The sequence below is a fragment of the Vibrio mytili genome, from assembly GCF_000830505.1.
Lineage (GTDB): Bacteria > Pseudomonadota > Gammaproteobacteria > Enterobacterales > Vibrionaceae > Vibrio > Vibrio mytili.
Genome location: NZ_JXOK01000081.1, coordinates 133,692 through 151,611, shown reverse-complemented (window position 1 = coordinate 151,611; position 17,920 = coordinate 133,692). Strand labels below are relative to the sequence as shown.

Sequence of the window (17,920 nt, the reverse complement as noted above, 5' to 3'; positions counted from 1 at the left end):
TGACATATCACTTCAACCACTCAACAAGGCTAAAAACCACTCACGAGTAATATCGACCACTCACCCCCCTATTCGACCACTCACCGACTAAGCCAATGCACTTTCCATCTGCTGAGAATATTATGCATTCTGAAATTAAAACAATTACCCTACCCTACAGAACAAGGACAATTGCTATGATGTGGTTTCTAACCTGTGTCGCAGCCCTCATCGGCGGATACTTCATCTACGGCGCTTTCGTTGAGAAAATCTTCGGCATTAATGAAAAACGCCAAACACCTGCTCATACTAAAGCAGATGGTGTTGACTACGTTCCAATGTCAACCAAAAAAGTTTACCTCGTTCAGCTACTTAATATCGCTGGCGTAGGTCCAATCTTTGGCCCAATCATGGGTGCACTTTACGGTCCTGCAGCAATGTTGTGGATTGTCGTTGGTTGTATCTTTGCTGGCGCAGTCCACGATTACTTCTCTGGTATGCTTTCAGTTCGTAACGGTGGAGCCTCTGTCCCAACCATTACGGGTCGTTACTTAGGCAATGGCGCAAAACACTTTATGAACATCTTTGCCATTGTTCTGCTGCTTCTTGTTGGTGTGGTATTCGTATCCGCGCCTGCTGGCATGATCACCAACCTAATCAACGATCAAACTAGCCTAAGCGTCAGCATGACAACGATGGTTATTGCGATTTTTGCTTACTACATCATCGCAACTATCGTTCCTGTAGATAAAATCATCGGCCGCTTTTACCCACTGTTTGGCGCGCTATTAATCTTCATGTCTGTTGGCCTAATGACGGCGGTTGCCTTCTCTAGTGAGCACACTGTCATGGGTGATTTCCAGGTATCAGACATGCTGTCTAACCTCAACCCAAATGATATGCCGCTATGGCCTGCACTGTTCATCACTATCGCATGTGGTGCAATCTCTGGCTTCCACGCAACTCAGTCCCCACTGATGGCGCGTTGCATGGAAAACGAGAAAAACGGTCGCTTTGTATTCTTCGGTGCAATGATTGGTGAAGGTATTATCGCGCTAATCTGGTGTGCAATCGCTCTGTCTTTCTTCGATTCACTAGAAGGTCTTCAAGCAGCCGTGGCTAACGGTGGTCCTGGAAATGTGGTTTATAGCGCATCATTCGGTCTACTTGGAGTATTCGGCGGTATCATCGCGTTCCTAGGTGTGGTTATCCTACCGATTACTTCAGGTGACACTGCGTTCCGCTCAAGCCGTCTGATTCTTGCTGAATACTTCAACATGGAACAGAAAACACTCCGTAACCGCCTACTAATGGCTCTTCCATTGTTCGTTATCGGTGGCATCCTGACTCAAGTAGACTTCGGTGTCATCTGGCGTTACTTCGGTTTTGCCAACCAAACCACAGCGGTAATGATGCTTTGGACAGCGTCGGCTTACCTACTACGCCACAACAAACTGCACTGGATTACCACAGTTCCAGCGATGTTCATGACCACCGTGTGTGCAACCTTCATTTTGAACAACAGTTCACTAGGTTTTGGTCTGCCGATGCAAGTGTCAACCATTGCAGGTATCATCTTCTCACTAGCAGTAACGGCTTATGTAATTAAAATCTCGAAAGGGAAAGGCGAAACGGAACTGGCAGACGAAGAGAAACCACAAGCGGTTTCAGAAACTGCTTAAATCATTCTCAATGATTGACTGATTGAGACCAAGAGCCTGCTCATTGCAGGCTCTTTTTGTTTGATATCTAAGTGACTGGTTTTATACCTAAGTGACCTTAAAAAGTGAACAAAACTCTGAGGGTGTTTAGGTATACAATAACAGCATTCATTTTAGGTTAGGTTCGCTATGGAACTGATTATTTCTCTATTGCAACAAATGTGTGTGTACTTGGTACTGGCTTACATGCTGAGTAAAACCCCGATTATCTTACCGTTGCTCAGTATTTCGTCTCGTCTTAGTCATCGTTTAATTTGTTATGTACTCTTTTCTGGCTTTTGTATTCTCGGCACCTATTTTGGCTTGCACATCAATGATGCTATCGCCAATACCCGGGCGATTGGTGCGGTTATGGGTGGGCTATTCGGCGGGCCAGTTGTTGGCTTTGCGGTTGGGTTTACCGGTGGTATTCACCGCTATTCACTGGGCGGTTTTACTGATCTCGCTTGCGCTATCTCAACGACCGCAGAAGGTGTGATCGGCGGCTTGCTGCATGTCTATCTCACCAAGCGTAATAAGGGAGCGGTATTGTTTAACCCGAGCGTGGTATTCAGCGTGACGTTCGTTGCAGAAATCGTGCAAATGCTTCTATTACTGGCAGTGGCAAAACCGTTTGATCAAGCTTATGAGTTAGTGTCGGCCATTGCAGCACCGATGATCATTGCTAACTCGTTTGGCGCTGCGCTCTTTATGAGCATTCTACAAGACCGTAAAACGATTTTTGAAAAATACTCCGCCACCTTCTCCCGTAGGGCATTAACTATTGCTGATCGCTCCGTGGGTATAATAAGTAATGGCTTCAATACCGAAAACGCAAAGAAAATCGCACGCATTATTTATGAAGAAACCAATGTAGGCGCTGTTGCTATCACGGACAAAGAGAAGATTTTAGCGTTTGTTGGTATCGGAGACGATCACCATAAACCCAACACACCGATTTCATCGCAAAGTACTTTGGACTCGATGGAGCAAAACGACATCATTTATCTTGATGGCACAGAACGTCCTTACCAATGTTCACTAGCGAGAGACTGTAAATTAGGCTCCGCACTGATTATTCCCCTTCGTGCGGGCGATACCGTCATCGGTACCATCAAACTCTATGAACCCAAGAGAAAACTGTTTTCAACAGTCAATAAGTCGATGGGAGAAGGGATCGCCCAGTTGCTCTCGAGCCAGATCTTATATGGCGACTACCAGCAACAACAAGCTTTACTCGCACAAGCCGAAATTAAGCTACTGCATGCTCAGGTCAACCCACACTTTCTATTCAATGCGCTCAATACCATCAGTGCCATCACTCGTCGCGATCCAGACAAAGCACGTGAGCTTATACAAAACTTATCGCACTTCTTCCGTAGCAACTTAAAACAAAACATCAATACAGTGACATTAAAAGAAGAACTCGCCCATGTGAACTCGTATCTGAGCATAGAAAAAGCGCGCTTTACCGACCGACTAGAAGTTGAAATAAACATTGAGCCAGAATTACTGGACATCAAGTTGCCAAGCTTTACACTGCAGCCCTTGGTAGAGAACGCCATTAAACACGGCATCTCAAACATGTTGGAAGGTGGTAAAGTAAAAATATACAGCCATCCGACTCCCGAAGGCCATCAGATCACAGTGGAAGACAACGCAGGCAGCTTTGAACCACCAAAAGAGGACCACTCTGGTCTAGGATTGGAAATCGTTGATAAACGACTGACTAATCAATTTGGGCGTGACGCAGCGCTAAAAATTACCAGTGAGAAGCATCAATTTACTAAAATGAGCTTTATCATTCCTGCGAAAACTTAAACGCTCAAGTAAAAGGTAGTATCAGATGTTAACCGCACTCGTCATTGATGATGAACAGTTTGCTCGTGAAGAACTGTCAGAGTTATTAGCTGAAACTGGTCAAGTCGACGTCATTGGTGACGCATCAAATGCGATTTTAGGCTTGAAGAAAATCAATGAACTCAAGCCTGACGTCGTGTTTTTGGACATTCAAATGCCTCAGGTCACAGGGATCGAGTTACTCGGTATGCTTGACCCCGAGACCATGCCTTATGTAGTGTTTGTTACCGCGTATGATCAGTATGCGATTCAAGCTTTCGAAGATAATGCTTTTGATTACTTACTCAAGCCCGTCGACCCTTCACGTTTAAATAAAACGGTGAAGCGTCTGCACAAAAACATCAATCAATCCGCATTGACCCAACAGTTTTCCGCTCTTGTACCGGAGACGTTAGATCAAATCCCATGCATTGGCCATAACCGTATCGTCATCATGTCAACCGATACGGTTGAATGCGCGTACAGTGATATCAGTGGTGTACATGTTCGCTCTGCGACTCAAACCGCCAGCACACAATTAACCCTTAAGACCATTGAAGAAAAAACCTTACTCGTTCGTTGCCACCGTCAGTACTTGGTCAGCATCAAAGCCATTAGTGAAATCAAATTATTAGAAAACGGCTTAGCGGAGATCATCACGACAACGGGATTTGAAATCCCAGTGAGCCGTCGTTACCTGAAAGTACTCAAAGAGCTGCTGGGTATTAGTCTCTAGGCTCTAACAACCAAAAAGTAAAAAGGCGACCCGGAGGTCGCCTTTTGCTGATTCGTATTAGTCAACTTGCTTGATTTGCAACTCTTTGGGCACTTCAAAAAACATGTTCTCTTCACGGCCTAACACCTCATCAACCGCACGCGCGCCAACCATCTCTTTAATACGCTCAAGGATTTGGTTCACCAACTCTTCCGGTGCGGAAGCGCCTGCGGTGACCCCCACTTTGGTTTTGCCTTCAAACCATTCTGGTTTGATATCTTCAGGACAGTCAGTTAAGTAACCAGGAGTCCCCAGCTTCTCAGCCAGCTCTTTCAAGCGTGTTGAGTTAGACGAGTTCTTCGAGCCAACGACAACCATCACATCCACATCGCTTGCTAACTCACGCACGGCATCTTGACGGTTTTGTGTAGCGTAGCAGATATCGTCTTTACGCGGCCCTTGAATATCAGGGAATACACGGCGTAGTTCATCGATAACATCGGCGGTTTCATCCACAGAGAGCGTTGTCTGGCTTACGTAGTGAAGCTCTGACGGATCTTTTACGATATTTTTTAGCTTCTCTACATCTGCGGGCGTTTCTACCAGGTACATGCCACCCGTATCACTGGAGTATTGCCCCATCGTGCCTTCTACTTCTGGGTGTCCGGCATGGCCAATCAATACGACTTCCATGTTGCGACGGCTTGCTCGCGCCACTTCCATATGCACTTTTGTTACCAATGGACACGTCGCGTCGAATACGGTTAAATCGCGCTGTTTCGCTTCTTGTCGCACGGCTTGTGAGACACCATGAGCAGAAAAAATCACAATGTTGTTATCAGGTACTTCGTGCAACTCTTCCACAAAAATCGCACCGCGTTGTTTTAGCCCTTCAACCACAAAACGGTTGTGCACCACTTCATGACGGACATAAATCGGCGGTTGATACATCTCTAGCGCACGTTCTACGATGCTAATCGCACGGTCAACACCTGCACAAAAACCGCGCGGGTTAGCTAATAGGATTTTCATTTCATTGCTCATGGAAATTATCTTTAATTGGGTTCGCTATTCTACTGACAAAATCTCAACTTCGAAAGTCACGTCTTGCCCTGCTAAGGGATGGTTAAAATCTACGGTCACAGAATCACCCGCGATTTCAGTAATTATACCGGGAATTTCCATCCCATCCGGACCGCTAAATGCCATGATAGTACCGACCTCTACTTCCGCGTCACCAACAAATTTGGTGCGATCCATATGATGGATATGATCGGGATTCGGCATGCCAAATGCGTCTTCGGCTTTTAACTCAATCGCTCTTTGTTCACCTGTTGGCAAACCGATCAGGCACTGCTCAAAGTTTTCGCTTAGGCTACCATCACCCATGACAAATTTAGCTGGTTTGCCCATGTTATGCGTACTGTCAGCTACCGAACCATCTTTCATTTTTATTGTAAAATGCAGTGTTACTACAGAGTCTTTGGTTATTGTTGTCACGTTACGGCTTCCTTGTTCGAATTCAGCGCATTTGAATTGGTCTTTGATGTGCGCTCCAACATAATAAAAAGCGCCGCACGAATCAACGGACGACGCCTAAGGTTATTCAATATTGTCGGTGCGGTTTACTTATCCGACTCTTTTTTACGAAATCCATCCAGGATGATCATCGCCGCCCCCGCACAAATGGCCATATCGGCAAGATTGAATGCGGGCCAGTGGTAAGTCCCCCAATAGAAATCCAGGTAATCCACCACAAAACCGTGAATCACGCGATCGAAGACATTACCTACTGCACCACCAATAATCATGGCATAGGCGATATTGTTCCATTTTTCTTTCGCTGGAAGCTTACTCATCCAGTAAGTCAACAGCCCCGAAACAATAAAGGCAATCGCGGTAAACAACCAACGCTGCCAACCTTCTTGATCACTCAAAAAACTAAAAGCTGCACCGTAATTATGGACATACAGAAGGTTAAAGAATGGCAGTATCTCAATCCGATTTGCCCAGCCATACCCCATGTTGTTCATCACGACGAACTTGATGCCAATATCAGCCAAAAAAATTACGATCGCTAGCCACAGCCAACGTACACCGGATTGCTTTAATGGAATATTACTCATTACTAGCCCTATTTAAATCAACTAACCCACCGCAAACATCGTTATTTCCACAAATATGGATCAAACATGGATACAGAGCATAATCGATCATTATTACTCTATGAGCCCAACTCATTCGTTATATCCTTGTCAGAATGAGACGGAGAACTCTCAGCGACACTGTTTGGGAGACAAAAATAACCCCAGAAAGTCCTGGGGTTATATAATTGCTAACATGTTCCACAATGTGTGAATACCCTAGATTATTGGTGTAGTTGCAACGCAATCAACACCAACAACGAGTATTTACGCGAACTTACGAACTTCGCCTTCTCCGTCAACGTTTGACACACAGCGACCACAGATTGTCTCGTGACCCGCAATAGTGCCTACGTCAGGCGTGTGGTGCCAACAACGATCACACTTCTCAGCTTCAGTTGCTTTCACTTCGACAAACAGACCGTCAATGTCCGTTGCTTGAGCCGCGTCTGATTTCTCGTTCAGTGGTTTCACGGTTGCAGAAGAAGTAAGTAGAACAAAGCGTAGTTCATCTTCTAGCTTGTTAATTTTCGCAGCCAGTGCATCATCTGCATATAAGGTCAACTCAGCCTGTAGAGAGCCACCAATGGTTTTCTCAGAGCGAGCAGCTTCAAGCAGTTTGTTCACCGCGCTACGAACATGCTGGATTTCGCTCCAGAAATCGTTGTTTAGCTCTTCACCTTCTGCCAGACCAAACAGGCCTTCAAACCACTCGCCACAGAAAACAAACTTCTCACGTTCACCTGGCATTTCGTTCCAGATTTCATCGGCAGTAAATGACATGATAGGTGCCATCCAGCGAACAAGCGCTTCGACGATGTAGTAAAGCGCTGTCTGACAGCTGCGTTGAGCGTTGCCGCCACGTTTTGCTGTGTACTGACGGTCTTTAATGACATCGAGGTAGAAAGAGCCCATTTCGATAGAGCAGAAGTGCATTAGACGCTGCATAACGGCATGCGTGTTGTACTCTTCGTACGCTTTAACGATCTCTTCTTGCGCAGCAAGTGCTCGACCCACAGCCCAGCGATCCAGAGCAACCATTTCTTCCGCAGGAACAATATCCGTTTCTGGGTTGAAACCACTTAGGTTGGCTAGGAAGAAGCGAGAGGTATTTCGGATACGACGGTATGCATCTGCACTACGTTTTAGGATTTCATCAGAAACCGCCACTTCACCAGTGTAGTCAGTAGAAGCAACCCACAAACGCAAGATATCTGCGCCTAGCTTGTTGGTTACGTCTTTTGGCGCAACCACGTTACCGATCGATTTCGACATCTTACGGCCATGACCATCAACCACGAAACCGTGTGTCAGTACTTGCTTGTATGGTGCTTCGTCTTTCATCGCAATAGATGAAATGAGCGAAGACTGGAACCAACCACGGTGTTGGTCAGAACCTTCTAAGTATAGGTCTGCGCTGTTGCCGTTGTACTCTTCACGTGCATCAACCACTGAGAAGTGAGTGACACCTGAGTCGAACCATACGTCTAGTGTATCAAGCACTTTTTCGTATTGGTCTGCGTCTGCACCGAGTAGCTCAGCGGCATCAACATCCCACCATGCTTGGATGCCTTTCTCTTCAACCAACTTCGCGACTTTTTCAATCAGCTCTAGTGTGTTTGGATGAAGTTCTGATGTTTCTTTATGAACAAACAGAGCGATTGGCACACCCCAAGTACGTTGACGAGAGATACACCACTCTGGGCGACCTTCGATCATACCTTCGATACGGCTTTGCCCCCACTCAGGCATCCACTGAACACCTTTGATCGCTTCTAGTGCTTTTGCACGTAGGCCTGCTTGGTCCATTGATACAAACCACTGAGGCGTTGCGCGGAAGATGATTGGAGTCTTATGACGCCAACAATGCGGGTAGCTATGCTCGTAAGCGTGGTGATGCAGTAACGCACCTTTTTCTTTTAGCGTTTCAACCACAGCATCATTGGCTTTGAATACATGCTGACCAGCAAATAGCTCAGTGTCTGGTAGATAAACACCATTTGAACCCACTGGGTTTGCCACTTCTAGGTTGTATTTATTACCAACCGCAAAGTCTTCCTGACCGTGACCAGGTGCCGTATGAACCACACCAGTACCTGAATCCGTCGTTACGTGATCGCCAAGGATCGCAGGAACAGTGAAGTCGTAGAATGGATGTTGGAACTGAGAAAGTTCTAGATCCGCACCTTTAGCAAAACCAAGGTTATGGAAGTGCTCGATACCCGCGCGATCCATGACGTCTTTGGCTAGTTCAGCCGCAACAATGATACGTTCAGGTTGCTCGCCTTCAACTTGGATAAGTACATATTCAAGATCATCACGTAGACAAACTGCACGGTTAGCAGGAAGCGTCCAAGGTGTTGTCGTCCAGATGACAATAGAGATATCACCTTTACCTTCATGGCCTTCAGTCAGCTCAAACTTAGACAGAAGCGCAGCTTCGTCCGCTGTCTTAAAGCGTACATCGATAGATGGCGATACTTTATCTTTGTATTCCACTTCCGCTTCAGCAAGAGCTGAACCACAATCCGTACACCAGTGAACAGGTTTGAAACCTTTTAGCAGGTGACCGTTGCTCGCGATTTTACCAAGCGCACGGATGATGTTTGCTTCAGTTGCAAAATCCATGGTGCGGTATGGTTTGTCCCACTCACCCATGATACCAAGACGTTTGAAGCTCTCTTTCTGACCTTCAACCTGACCTGCTGCGTATTCGCGACATTTCTCGCGGAATTCTGCTGCCGTCACTTTTTGGCCTGGCTTGCCGACTTTCTTTTCTACCATTAACTCAATAGGCAGACCGTGACAGTCCCAACCAGGAATATATGGTGCGTCAAAACCTGAAAGTGTTTTGGATTTAATAATAATGTCTTTAAGAATCTTGTTTAGTGCGTGACCAATGTGAATGTCACCATTTGCATAAGGAGGGCCATCGTGCAACACGAATGACTTTTTGCCTTTTTTAGCTTTACGGATTTCACCGTAAAGATCTTCTTTGTACCAACGCTTTAGCATTTCTGGTTCACGATTCGCCAGATTGCCGCGCATTGGAAACCCTGTCTCAGGTAAATTCAGGGTATCTTTATACTCACTCATCGATTCTTAATTCCGTTATATTGGGCGAAAATTAGACATTATATTGAACGGTGGAATAAACCGTTCAACGCTTAAGCTGATGCAGCCACACCCTTGCTGCCTCAGCATCCAATTCGATTTGTTGCTTAAGTGCTTCGAACGACTCAAACTTATGTTCAGGTCGAAGTTTGTGCAAAAGCTCCACTTCTAATTGTTTTCCATACAAATTGGCATGAAAGTCAAATAAGTGCACTTCTAATTGTTGGCGGACACCATTAACAGTGGGTCTTTGACCAATGTTAGCCACGCCACCGATTGGCTTTTCTCCCAATCCAAGCACTTGAACAACATAAACTCCGGAAACCGGAGAAACAGTGCGCTTCAAAGGAATATTAGCCGTGGGGAAACCGATGGTTCTTCCAAGCTTTCTTCCATGAGAAACACGTCCGCTAATGCTGTAATTTCTACCCAGCATCTTATGAGCGGAATGCAAATCATCATGAGCCAGCGCCTCTCGAATTGCGGTGCTGCTGACCCTTAGTTGCTGTAAGCAAAAACTTTGGGTACTGACGACTTCAAAGCCGTACTTTTTCCCTGCTTCTTGTAACATGGAAAAATTCCCTGTTCGGCCTTTGCCAAAGCAGAAATCATCACCAACAACAAGAAACTTAACACCCAAACGCTCGACCAACAAGTCGCGGATAAATTCTTCCGCAGTCAAACTGGCAAAGTGATGGTTAAAGTTAACACACAGCAAACGATCAATATCAAGCTTACTCAATTGAACAAACTTATCGCGTAGGCGCGTTAACCTTGCTGGTGCTTTGTCTTTAGCAAACAGCTCCATCGGTTGAGGTTCAAAGGTCATCACAACCGAAGGTAAAGAAAGTACCTTTGCTTGCTCAGACACTTGCAGCAATACTTGCTGATGGCCTCTATGCACACCATCGAAATTGCCGATCGTCAGAACACACCCATTGTGACGCGATGTGAGATTGTGAATGCCTCTGATCAATTCCATTGGATACTGCTATCTGCCTCTGTTTTTACTTTGCACTGTGTGAAACTGACGGATTATATACTACTCACCCTTACTCTGTCCCAGCTTTTAGGTCTTTTAAGCGTACGCCAAGGATAAATATCATCGCAAGATAAACCGCAGCGCCTAAGCCAATCAACATCGCTAACATGCCACTACGATAAGCAAAACTCCAATCAAGCCAGACCGACATATCTTCGAGCTGCCATAAAATTGCCGTAACCATTGCAGCTCCCGCAACCATCAAACGAGCGATAAATACGACCGTCCGTTTAGTCACTTGATACACCCCTGCTAAGTGAAGGCCTCGGTACAACAATGCCATATTGACAAAGGCAGACAAAGCTGTAGCCATCGCTAATCCGACATAACCGTAGAAGTAAGCAAAAATAGCGTTAAACACCATGTTAGTCACCATCGCAATGATGCCAAACTTAACCGGAGTTTTCGTATCTTGACGAGAGTAATAGCCGGGAGCTAATACTTTGATTAGCATGAAATTTAAAAGACCAGAAGCATAAGCCAATAAAGACAATGAGGCCTGATGTACGTCCTGTGGCGAGAATTCGCCGCGCATAAACAGCACCATCAGCATGGGCTTAGCTAACACCATTAGCCCCAACATTGCGGGAATGCCTAATAAGATCACCATCCGAATCCCCCAGTCCATAGTTTGAGAGAAACCTTCGCTATGGGCGTCGACGTGTTTCCGAGAAAGTGCAGGAAGAATCACCGTCGCAATCGCGATCCCAAAGAGCCCTAAAGGAAACTCTAATAAACGATCCGAATAATAAAGCCAACTGATTGAACCGGTTTGCAGAAAGCTGGCAATAAAGGTGTCGAAAAGCAAGTTAATTTGACTAACAGAAACCCCAAACAGCGCGGGAAGCATAAGTGTGCGAATTTTCACAACGCCAGGATCTCGCCAGCCCCACTTCGGCTTCACCATGACTCCAGCTTTGATAAGAAAAGGCACCTGGAACAAAAACTGAACCAAGCCACCTAAAAAGACACCTATCGCGAGGCCGATTTCGGGTTGGGTCAGCTGTGGTGAAATGAACCAAGCAGACAAAATGATCATCACATTTAAGAATACAGGGGTAAACGAGGAAACCGCAAACTTACCCAGCGTATTGAGAATGGCACCCGACAACGCAACAAAGGTGATAAACCATAAATAAGGAAAGGTAATTTTGAGTAACAAACTGGCCAATTCAAATTTTTCAGCACCAGGTTCGCCATGCATCCAGTTCAAAAACCAACCAAAACCAAACAATGCCGTAACGACACCCGAACCAAGTATACCTAGCAGCGTCACCACAGAGACAATCACACCAAGCGTCCCCGCAGCACGAGCAATAAGCTCACGGGTTTTATCCATGTCCCCCTGTGCATGGCTTTCAGTCAAGACAGGCACAAACGCTTGCGAAAAAGCACCTTCAGCAAACAAGCGTCGTAAAAAATTGGGAATTTTGTTGGCAAAGAAAAAGACGTCTGCGCTCGCCCCTGCCCCATTAAATTTGCCACTACTACATCGCGAACTAAACCTAGAACGCGGGAAATTAGCGTCATAGCACTGACAATCATGCCAGACTTGAGCAGTCGTTTACTCACTGTAACCTCGGAATATCACTATCATACATCCCACTCTATGCCGATTCGCTTTTAGGGGCTGTAAATAGACGTCAAAAATATATCCGCTTATTGTTAGTTCTAAACGGATAATTATTAGCATTGGTATAAAAATGCTGTTAGAATCCCCGCCATCTTAACCGCGATGACCTTTCTTACCAAAACTTGTTTTGAGTTAGAACGGTTTTTGCACAAATCATTTGACATTTAAGCGCAAATGAGGGATATTCCTCGCCCTTAAATTGTCACAGAACTAAGTTTTTGGGAGTTAGACCCTTGGCAAATAGTAAATCTGCTAAGAAGCGCGCTATCCAAGCTGAGAAACGTCGTCAGCACAATGCTAGCCGTCGCTCAATGATGCGTACTTACATGAAGAAAACTGTTGCTGCTATCGAAGCAGGCGACAAAGAAGCTGCAACTGCTGCATTCGCTGTAGTTACACCTATCCTAGACCGCATGGCAACTAAAGGCCTTATTCATAAGAATAAAGCAGCTCGCCATAAGTCTCGTTTCTCTGCACAAATCAAAGCTCTTTAATAGAGTCTCGATTTTACAGAGAAGAAAAAACCGACTTTATGTCGGTTTTTTTATACCTGAAATTTTAATAAAAAAGCTGGCACTGCCAGCTTTTCCTTTATCTGCTATACGAACATCTAAATTGGCGTGATTAGCACAATTTACTCACAATAAAGGGCATGAAGCGTTTTTATCAACGCCTTTACTTCATCACTTTTTAATGTGTAGTACACCGTTTGTGCTTGCTTTCTTGTGGCAACTAACTCATCACGACGCAACCAAGCGAGATGCTGCGACAATGCTGATTGACTGAGTTCAAGTTTGGCACACAGCTCACCGACAGAAAGCTCTTGGTTGTGCAGCATGCAAAGAATTTGTAGGCGTCTTTCGTTGGCCATCGCTTTGAGCAACACGACAGCATTGGCGGAGTTTTTCTCCATATCTTGTAAATTCATGTGTTGAACCTCTAACTACAACTTACTTAATGCAACCATGGCAAGCTTGTTGAGTTACACAGATTAAGTTGCGTATCATTTAGGTTTACATTTTTGTCGATAGTAATCTATTTGCTTGCATGGCGATACGTGTTTATTCAAACATTTGACTAAAATCCGCATCACAAACATTTTTTACTGCTGGATGCTGGATCATTCTCTCAGCGAAAATGACATAATACTCTTCTTTTAAATCATCTAATTGGCTAATGAGTTTAAAATTCCGATCATCTCCGATTTCGGACATGTAGACCGTCGGCGCCAAGAAAATCACGTCATCGTGATATCGAGCAAAGGCTTTCATTAAAGCAACGTCATCAAATTCTCCCAGCACATTAGGCTGAATGCCTTGACGATCAAACCACTGAATAATTTTACGCCCCATTGCGGTTTGACTCGCAGGGAGTAACAATTTTTTCTGCTGTAGAACTTCGGGTAAGCGAACGCCTTCAATATCACTAGAAGCAAAAAAGCTCATACTGCACTCTCCAAGCTTCTTACTATATAAGCCTGGACTTTGCGTTGAATCGACGGGACAGTCAGATAAGATCATATCCAATTTGTGCTGGGATAACTTTTCCAACAAAAGTTCGTGGGTCGATTCATAACATCGCAGATGAATACTGTTATCTTCCGGCACTGTCGTCATCAACACTTTACTGACCAAACGTTTCGACAGTGCATCAGCTACACCCACTTCAAACAAAATATTGGCTTGTTGGCTGTAGTTCACGATATCCAACATTTCATAACTCAAGCCAAACATACGGTCTGCGTACTTATACACTAATTGACCTAGTTCGGTAGGCTCCACGGTTCGCCCATTACGCTTGGTCAACTTTCCTTTCATTCGCTCTTCAAGTGCTTTTATCTGGCCGGTGACCGTTTGAGGAGTAAGAAAGAGCGCATCAGCAGCTTTAGTGACAGAGCCTTGCTTGCAGACCATCCAAAAGTAATAGAGGTGGTTATAGTTTAGGTGTGACATGGTCGATCCCTTAAAATCAGCCATGTTTTTATACCAAATGTGACAGAGATAAACAATAAATTCGGCAATACCACACTCAAAGCTAAGAAAAAGTAAGTTTTCCCGAATAAATAATATTCACAATGTCATATAAGTGGGAGAAAAACATATGTTTACATTCTCAACAGAGGGCCTCACCTTAGATGAAATAAAAATAAATTATTAAAAAAACAAATAGTTAAGCAATCATGTACATCACCAAAATAATAAATGTTAAAAGTGACAATAAAAAACTTACCATGCCACACAACTGTCATATTACTGAAATATTTCTTCTCTAACATCGCCATCAGTTTCAACTACAGACCAAACACAAACTGAAAGGTCCCGGAGAAAATTATGATGAACCAAGCGACTTCAACAGTAGCGCCAATATCGAGTACAACTCGTTGGTTGCGCTGGGCTAACTTGGCATTCATGTTGTACTTGCTTCTTCTAGCTGTATCTATGGTTGGTAGCGGCTTCAAGTGGGCAACGGGCGATCAAGCAAAAGTATTGTTTGAATTTGCATCCCATCCAATAGCAGGCCTTATGATCGGTCTGGTAGCGACCGCGTTAATACAATCTTCTAGTACGGTGACGTCGATTATTGTCGGCTTAGTGGCAGGTGGGTTACCCGTAGAAACCGCCATTCCCATGGTAATGGGTGCGAACATTGGCACAACGGTCACCAACACGCTGGTCTCTTTGGGTCACGTTCGTTGTAAAGAAGAGTTTAAACGCGCTTTTGCTAGCGCAACCATCCATGACTTCTTCAATTTACTTGCAGTAGCTATCTTTCTTCCTTTGGAGCTTATGTTCGGCTTCCTAGAAAAGATTTCTCATTGGCTAGTTTCACCTTTACTTGCCACGGGCGACATGAGTCTTAAAGGCTTTAACTTTGTTAAACCAATGACAAAACCGGTTGTAAGTGCCATCAAAGAACCGCTTGGTGCGTTCGGGGACACCGTTGGTGGGATCACGCTGATCATCCTTGGTATAGCCACCATCTTTGTAGCGATTACCGTCATGGGTAAGCTGATGAAAAGCCTAATGGTAGGTCGTGCTCGTGAGATCTTAAAGAATGCCATTGGTCGTGGTCCTATCCACGGCATCGTTTCTGGCTCTATCGTTACAGTACTCGTACAATCTTCTTCCACCACCACCAGCTTGATGGTTCCTCTTGTTGGTACTGGAGTGCTGAAAGTACGTGATATTTACCCATTCACACTGGGTGCGAACATTGGTACTTGTATCACTGCCCTACTTGCAGCGACGGCGGTTTCTGGAGAGTTTGCGGTATTTGCACTACAAATTGCGTTAGTTCACCTCGTCTTCAACATTACTGCGACACTGTTTATCTTTGGGATTCCATTCTTGCGTGAACTTCCATTGAAAGGAGCAGAAATGATTTCGGAAATGGCCATTAAGAACAAAGCCGTGGTCGGTGGTTACCTCATGTCTGTGTTCATTATTTTGCCTGGTGCTATTCTAGCGCTGACAACATAATCATTACGAGGCACCATTGTTTTGATTTGCTTTAGGCTCCGCATCGTGGGGCCTTTTTTGTATCTGTAGACTAGGACAGAGTCCAAACTCAGCATCACCTTAATCACAAATATTTGTTGTTCAAAATATACGCTCGGTGATAATTTGAGCCATACACCTTAAGAAAATATCCATTCTGGTTGGTATGCCCTTCACATGGAGTTAAACATCATGGCTCACGCTCACGAACCGATTTCCAACCGACTATTAGCAATAGATGCAAACCTAACCCAATTGGTTAGCGAGATAGATATTCTTAGTAGCGTAAACCCGCTGAATTACGGGCATGAACGAGAACGGTTCATTAACAATAAGTATTCACAAGAGCCCGACTTTCAGTATCAAAAGACACCACTTGATACCCATCAGTCAAAACGTCGTTTATATGAACTACCTTTGGAAGATATCAAGGATACACAACTGCAAAAGCTCTACGTAGACGTGATCCAATCTTATGCAGACAAGCTCGATCAAGTAGACACCATCGGCACCCAAGATTTTCTTTATAACTCATTGCGTTACTACGGAGAACCAAGCGCCAAAGATATTGCCAATGCGCATTTCATTTTGCACTTACCGACAGAAGAAGAAAGTAAGCCAGTGCACGACAGTCAATCTATTGCGCGATTCATGGGTCATTTCGCGGAGAAACATGGTTACGAATGTGAAATACAAGTACTTGATGGGATGCTCGCCAATGCCCTCGTCTCAGGCTTACGGGTAAAAATAAATAGCGCCGCTCATGTCACTACAAATGAACTGGAAGCACTCGCTAACCATGAAATGGGAGTACACCTACTGACTACCTTAAATGGTCGTCGACAACCGCTCAACGTATTAAGTTTAGGCTGCCCTGCGAATACCAACACACAGGAAGGCTTAGCAATTTTGTGTGAATACCTTTCGGGACATTTCAGCATCAAGCGGCTACGGACGCTGGCACTACGTGTACTTGCCGTTGAATCGATGATTAAAGAACGGGATTTTCGCCAAACCTTCAGGCTATTGAAGGAACAATATCACGCCTCTGACACTCAAGCTTTCACTATCACCTCACGCGTATACCGAGGTGGCGGCCTAACGAAGGATTACTTGTATTTACGCGGTTTCCGAGAGGTGCTGAATGCTTATGATCAGTTAGGAGAGGATTTCTATTTATTGTTGTGTGGAAAAACAGAACTTAAATACTTTGAGCAGATTCGTTCTCTGGTGAACAAAGGGATATTTTCTCGACCTACTTTAATCAGCCCAGCTCTAACTAAACCACAACAAACTGACCCAATACATCGTTATATTGTCAGTGCGCTTAAGTAAAGCCTATAAAAAAGCTCCATTCGGAGCTTTTTTATCATGGCATCAAACCCTGGCTACACAAACCCAGGCTACACTGAGAACGGGTATCGAATAGGGTCATGATGTTCATAACCTTCGACCCAGAAGTCATCCAATGTTACCCACGTTTCCAAATCTTCTAGTGATTTAACCTCTGGGTTAATGTGGAACGTTGGTGCCTGTAATGGTTCACGCTTAAGCTGCACATCACGCATCAATTCAAGTTGATCCTCATAAATGTGTGCATTCACAATCTTGTGAAAAGCCTGCCCCGGTTTCTTACCGGTAATTTGCGCCATAATAGCCAAGAATACATAGACTTGCACCATATTAAAGTTGAGGCCTAACGGCACATCACATGAACGCTGAGTGCTATTGAGATACAAAGTATCACCGAGTAATGAGAAGTGGTGACTGTACATACATGGGCGCAAACATCCCATATGAAACTCACCTGGGTTGTAGAAGTTAAGTATCTCGCCACGGTCATCAATGCCACATGTTAAGTCATCTACGATCTTGCGTAGTTGGTCGATGTGACCGCCGTCAGGCTTCGCCCATGCACGCCCCTGAACGCCGTAGACACGTCCCATATCGTCTTCGCCTTTACGATAAGGATTGTTTAACCAAGCTTCGTTCAAGTTGGCATTCGCATCCCAAGTTTTAGTGCCTAACTTGCGAAAATCTTCCGCGTTATCATAACCACGAATGTAGCCTAGCAGCTCTGCAACTGCCGCTTTCCAAAAGCTCTTGCGAGTGGTTACCAAAGGGAATTGGTTACTTGCAACATCGTAGGTTAAATCGGCATTGATGACAGTAAGACAACGCTTACCAGTACGCTCATTTTCAACCCAAATACCTTGGTCAACGATGCGCTGACACAAATCTAAATACTGTTTCACAC

General features: G+C 44.8%; 14 protein-coding genes and 1 pseudogene. 6 read left to right on the top strand and 9 right to left on the bottom strand.

Annotated features, from left to right (window positions below; translation table 11 throughout):
* Positions 1–176 precede the first annotated feature (176 nt).
* The 3 genes from SU60_RS19570 (at position 177) to btsR (ending at position 4,254) form a co-directional block, all read left to right on the top strand.
* Positions 177–1,661: a carbon starvation CstA family protein gene (locus SU60_RS19570; RefSeq protein ID WP_041156986.1), complete on the top strand. Its 1,485-nt coding sequence runs from the start codon at positions 177–179 to the stop codon at positions 1,659–1,661.
* Positions 1,662–1,829: 168 nt separating this feature from the next.
* Complete coding sequence (locus tag SU60_RS19565; protein ID WP_041156985.1) at positions 1,830–3,500, top strand: sensor histidine kinase; 1,671 nt, start codon at positions 1,830–1,832, stop codon at positions 3,498–3,500.
* A gap of 25 nt (positions 3,501–3,525) precedes the next feature.
* Entirely contained in the window at positions 3,526–4,254 is a 729-nt protein-coding gene (gene btsR, locus SU60_RS19560; RefSeq protein ID WP_041156984.1) for a two-component system response regulator BtsR, read from the top strand.
* Positions 4,255–4,311: 57 nt separating this feature from the next.
* Here btsR and ispH read toward each other — a convergent pair whose 3' ends face one another.
* From ispH to murJ, 6 genes and pseudogenes are all read right to left on the bottom strand, one after another.
* Positions 4,312–5,277: a 4-hydroxy-3-methylbut-2-enyl diphosphate reductase gene (ispH, locus tag SU60_RS19555; protein WP_041156983.1), complete on the bottom strand. Its 966-nt coding sequence runs from the start codon at positions 5,275–5,277 to the stop codon at positions 4,312–4,314.
* A 24-nt stretch (positions 5,278–5,301) separates the two neighbouring features.
* A complete protein-coding gene (gene fkpB, locus SU60_RS19550) occupies positions 5,302–5,733 on the bottom strand; it encodes an FKBP-type peptidyl-prolyl cis-trans isomerase (RefSeq protein WP_041156982.1) in 432 nt (143 codons plus the stop codon).
* A gap of 125 nt (positions 5,734–5,858) precedes the next feature.
* The gene (gene lspA, locus SU60_RS19545; protein ID WP_041156981.1) at positions 5,859–6,359 is read right to left on the bottom strand and encodes a signal peptidase II; all 501 of its coding nucleotides are present in this window, start codon (positions 6,357–6,359) and stop codon (positions 5,859–5,861) included.
* 285 nt (positions 6,360–6,644) lie between these two features.
* Positions 6,645–9,473, bottom strand: coding sequence for an isoleucine--tRNA ligase (gene ileS, locus SU60_RS19540; RefSeq protein ID WP_041156980.1), 2,829 nt, complete (start codon positions 9,471–9,473; stop codon positions 6,645–6,647).
* A gap of 64 nt (positions 9,474–9,537) precedes the next feature.
* Complete coding sequence (gene ribF, locus SU60_RS19535) at positions 9,538–10,473, bottom strand: bifunctional riboflavin kinase/FAD synthetase (RefSeq protein ID WP_041156979.1); 936 nt, start codon at positions 10,471–10,473, stop codon at positions 9,538–9,540.
* Between the two features lie 70 nt (positions 10,474–10,543).
* A pseudogene (gene murJ, locus SU60_RS19530) lies at positions 10,544–12,105 on the bottom strand (murein biosynthesis integral membrane protein MurJ).
* 294 nt (positions 12,106–12,399) lie between these two features.
* Here murJ and rpsT point away from each other — a divergent pair.
* Positions 12,400–12,660: a 30S ribosomal protein S20 gene (gene rpsT, locus SU60_RS19525; protein ID WP_041156978.1), complete on the top strand. Its 261-nt coding sequence runs from the start codon at positions 12,400–12,402 to the stop codon at positions 12,658–12,660.
* 140 nt (positions 12,661–12,800) lie between these two features.
* Here rpsT and SU60_RS19520 read toward each other — a convergent pair whose 3' ends face one another.
* Positions 12,801–13,094: an ArsR/SmtB family transcription factor gene (locus SU60_RS19520; RefSeq protein ID WP_041156977.1), complete on the bottom strand. Its 294-nt coding sequence runs from the start codon at positions 13,092–13,094 to the stop codon at positions 12,801–12,803.
* Between the two features lie 133 nt (positions 13,095–13,227).
* Complete coding sequence (gene nhaR / locus SU60_RS19515; protein ID WP_041156976.1) at positions 13,228–14,118, bottom strand: transcriptional activator NhaR; 891 nt, start codon at positions 14,116–14,118, stop codon at positions 13,228–13,230.
* Between the two features lie 381 nt (positions 14,119–14,499).
* Here nhaR and SU60_RS19510 point away from each other — a divergent pair, with 381 nt between their 5' ends.
* Positions 14,500–15,645, top strand: coding sequence for a Na/Pi symporter (locus tag SU60_RS19510; protein ID WP_041157011.1), 1,146 nt, complete (start codon positions 14,500–14,502; stop codon positions 15,643–15,645).
* 195 nt (positions 15,646–15,840) lie between these two features.
* Positions 15,841–16,998: a flavohemoglobin expression-modulating QEGLA motif protein gene (locus SU60_RS19505; protein ID WP_084735967.1), complete on the top strand. Its 1,158-nt coding sequence runs from the start codon at positions 15,841–15,843 to the stop codon at positions 16,996–16,998.
* Between the two features lie 68 nt (positions 16,999–17,066).
* Here SU60_RS19505 and SU60_RS19500 read toward each other — a convergent pair whose 3' ends face one another.
* On the bottom strand, positions 17,067–17,918 hold the full coding sequence (locus tag SU60_RS19500; protein ID WP_041156974.1) for a thymidylate synthase: 852 nt from the start codon (positions 17,916–17,918) through the stop codon (positions 17,067–17,069).
* Positions 17,919–17,920: the final 2 nt, after the last annotated feature.

Coding starts and splice junctions, on each gene's coding strand:
- SU60_RS19570 (WP_041156986.1), top strand. CDS start 177: ATGATGTGGTTTCTAACCTGTGTCGCAGCCCTCATCGGCGGATACTTC.
- SU60_RS19565 (WP_041156985.1), top strand. CDS start 1,830: ATGGAACTGATTATTTCTCTATTGCAACAAATGTGTGTGTACTTGGTA.
- btsR (WP_041156984.1), top strand. CDS start 3,526: ATGTTAACCGCACTCGTCATTGATGATGAACAGTTTGCTCGTGAAGAA.
- ispH (WP_041156983.1), bottom strand. CDS start 5,277: ATGAGCAATGAAATGAAAATCCTATTAGCTAACCCGCGCGGTTTTTGT.
- lspA (WP_041156981.1), bottom strand. CDS start 6,359: ATGAGTAATATTCCATTAAAGCAATCCGGTGTACGTTGGCTGTGGCTA.
- ileS (WP_041156980.1), bottom strand. CDS start 9,473: ATGAGTGAGTATAAAGATACCCTGAATTTACCTGAGACAGGGTTTCCA.
- ribF (WP_041156979.1), bottom strand. CDS start 10,473: ATGGAATTGATCAGAGGCATTCACAATCTCACATCGCGTCACAATGGG.
- SU60_RS19520 (WP_041156977.1), bottom strand. CDS start 13,094: ATGAATTTACAAGATATGGAGAAAAACTCCGCCAATGCTGTCGTGTTG.
- nhaR (WP_041156976.1), bottom strand. CDS start 14,118: ATGTCACACCTAAACTATAACCACCTCTATTACTTTTGGATGGTCTGC.
- SU60_RS19510 (WP_041157011.1), top strand. CDS start 14,500: ATGAACCAAGCGACTTCAACAGTAGCGCCAATATCGAGTACAACTCGT.
- SU60_RS19505 (WP_084735967.1), top strand. CDS start 15,841: ATGGAGTTAAACATCATGGCTCACGCTCACGAACCGATTTCCAACCGA.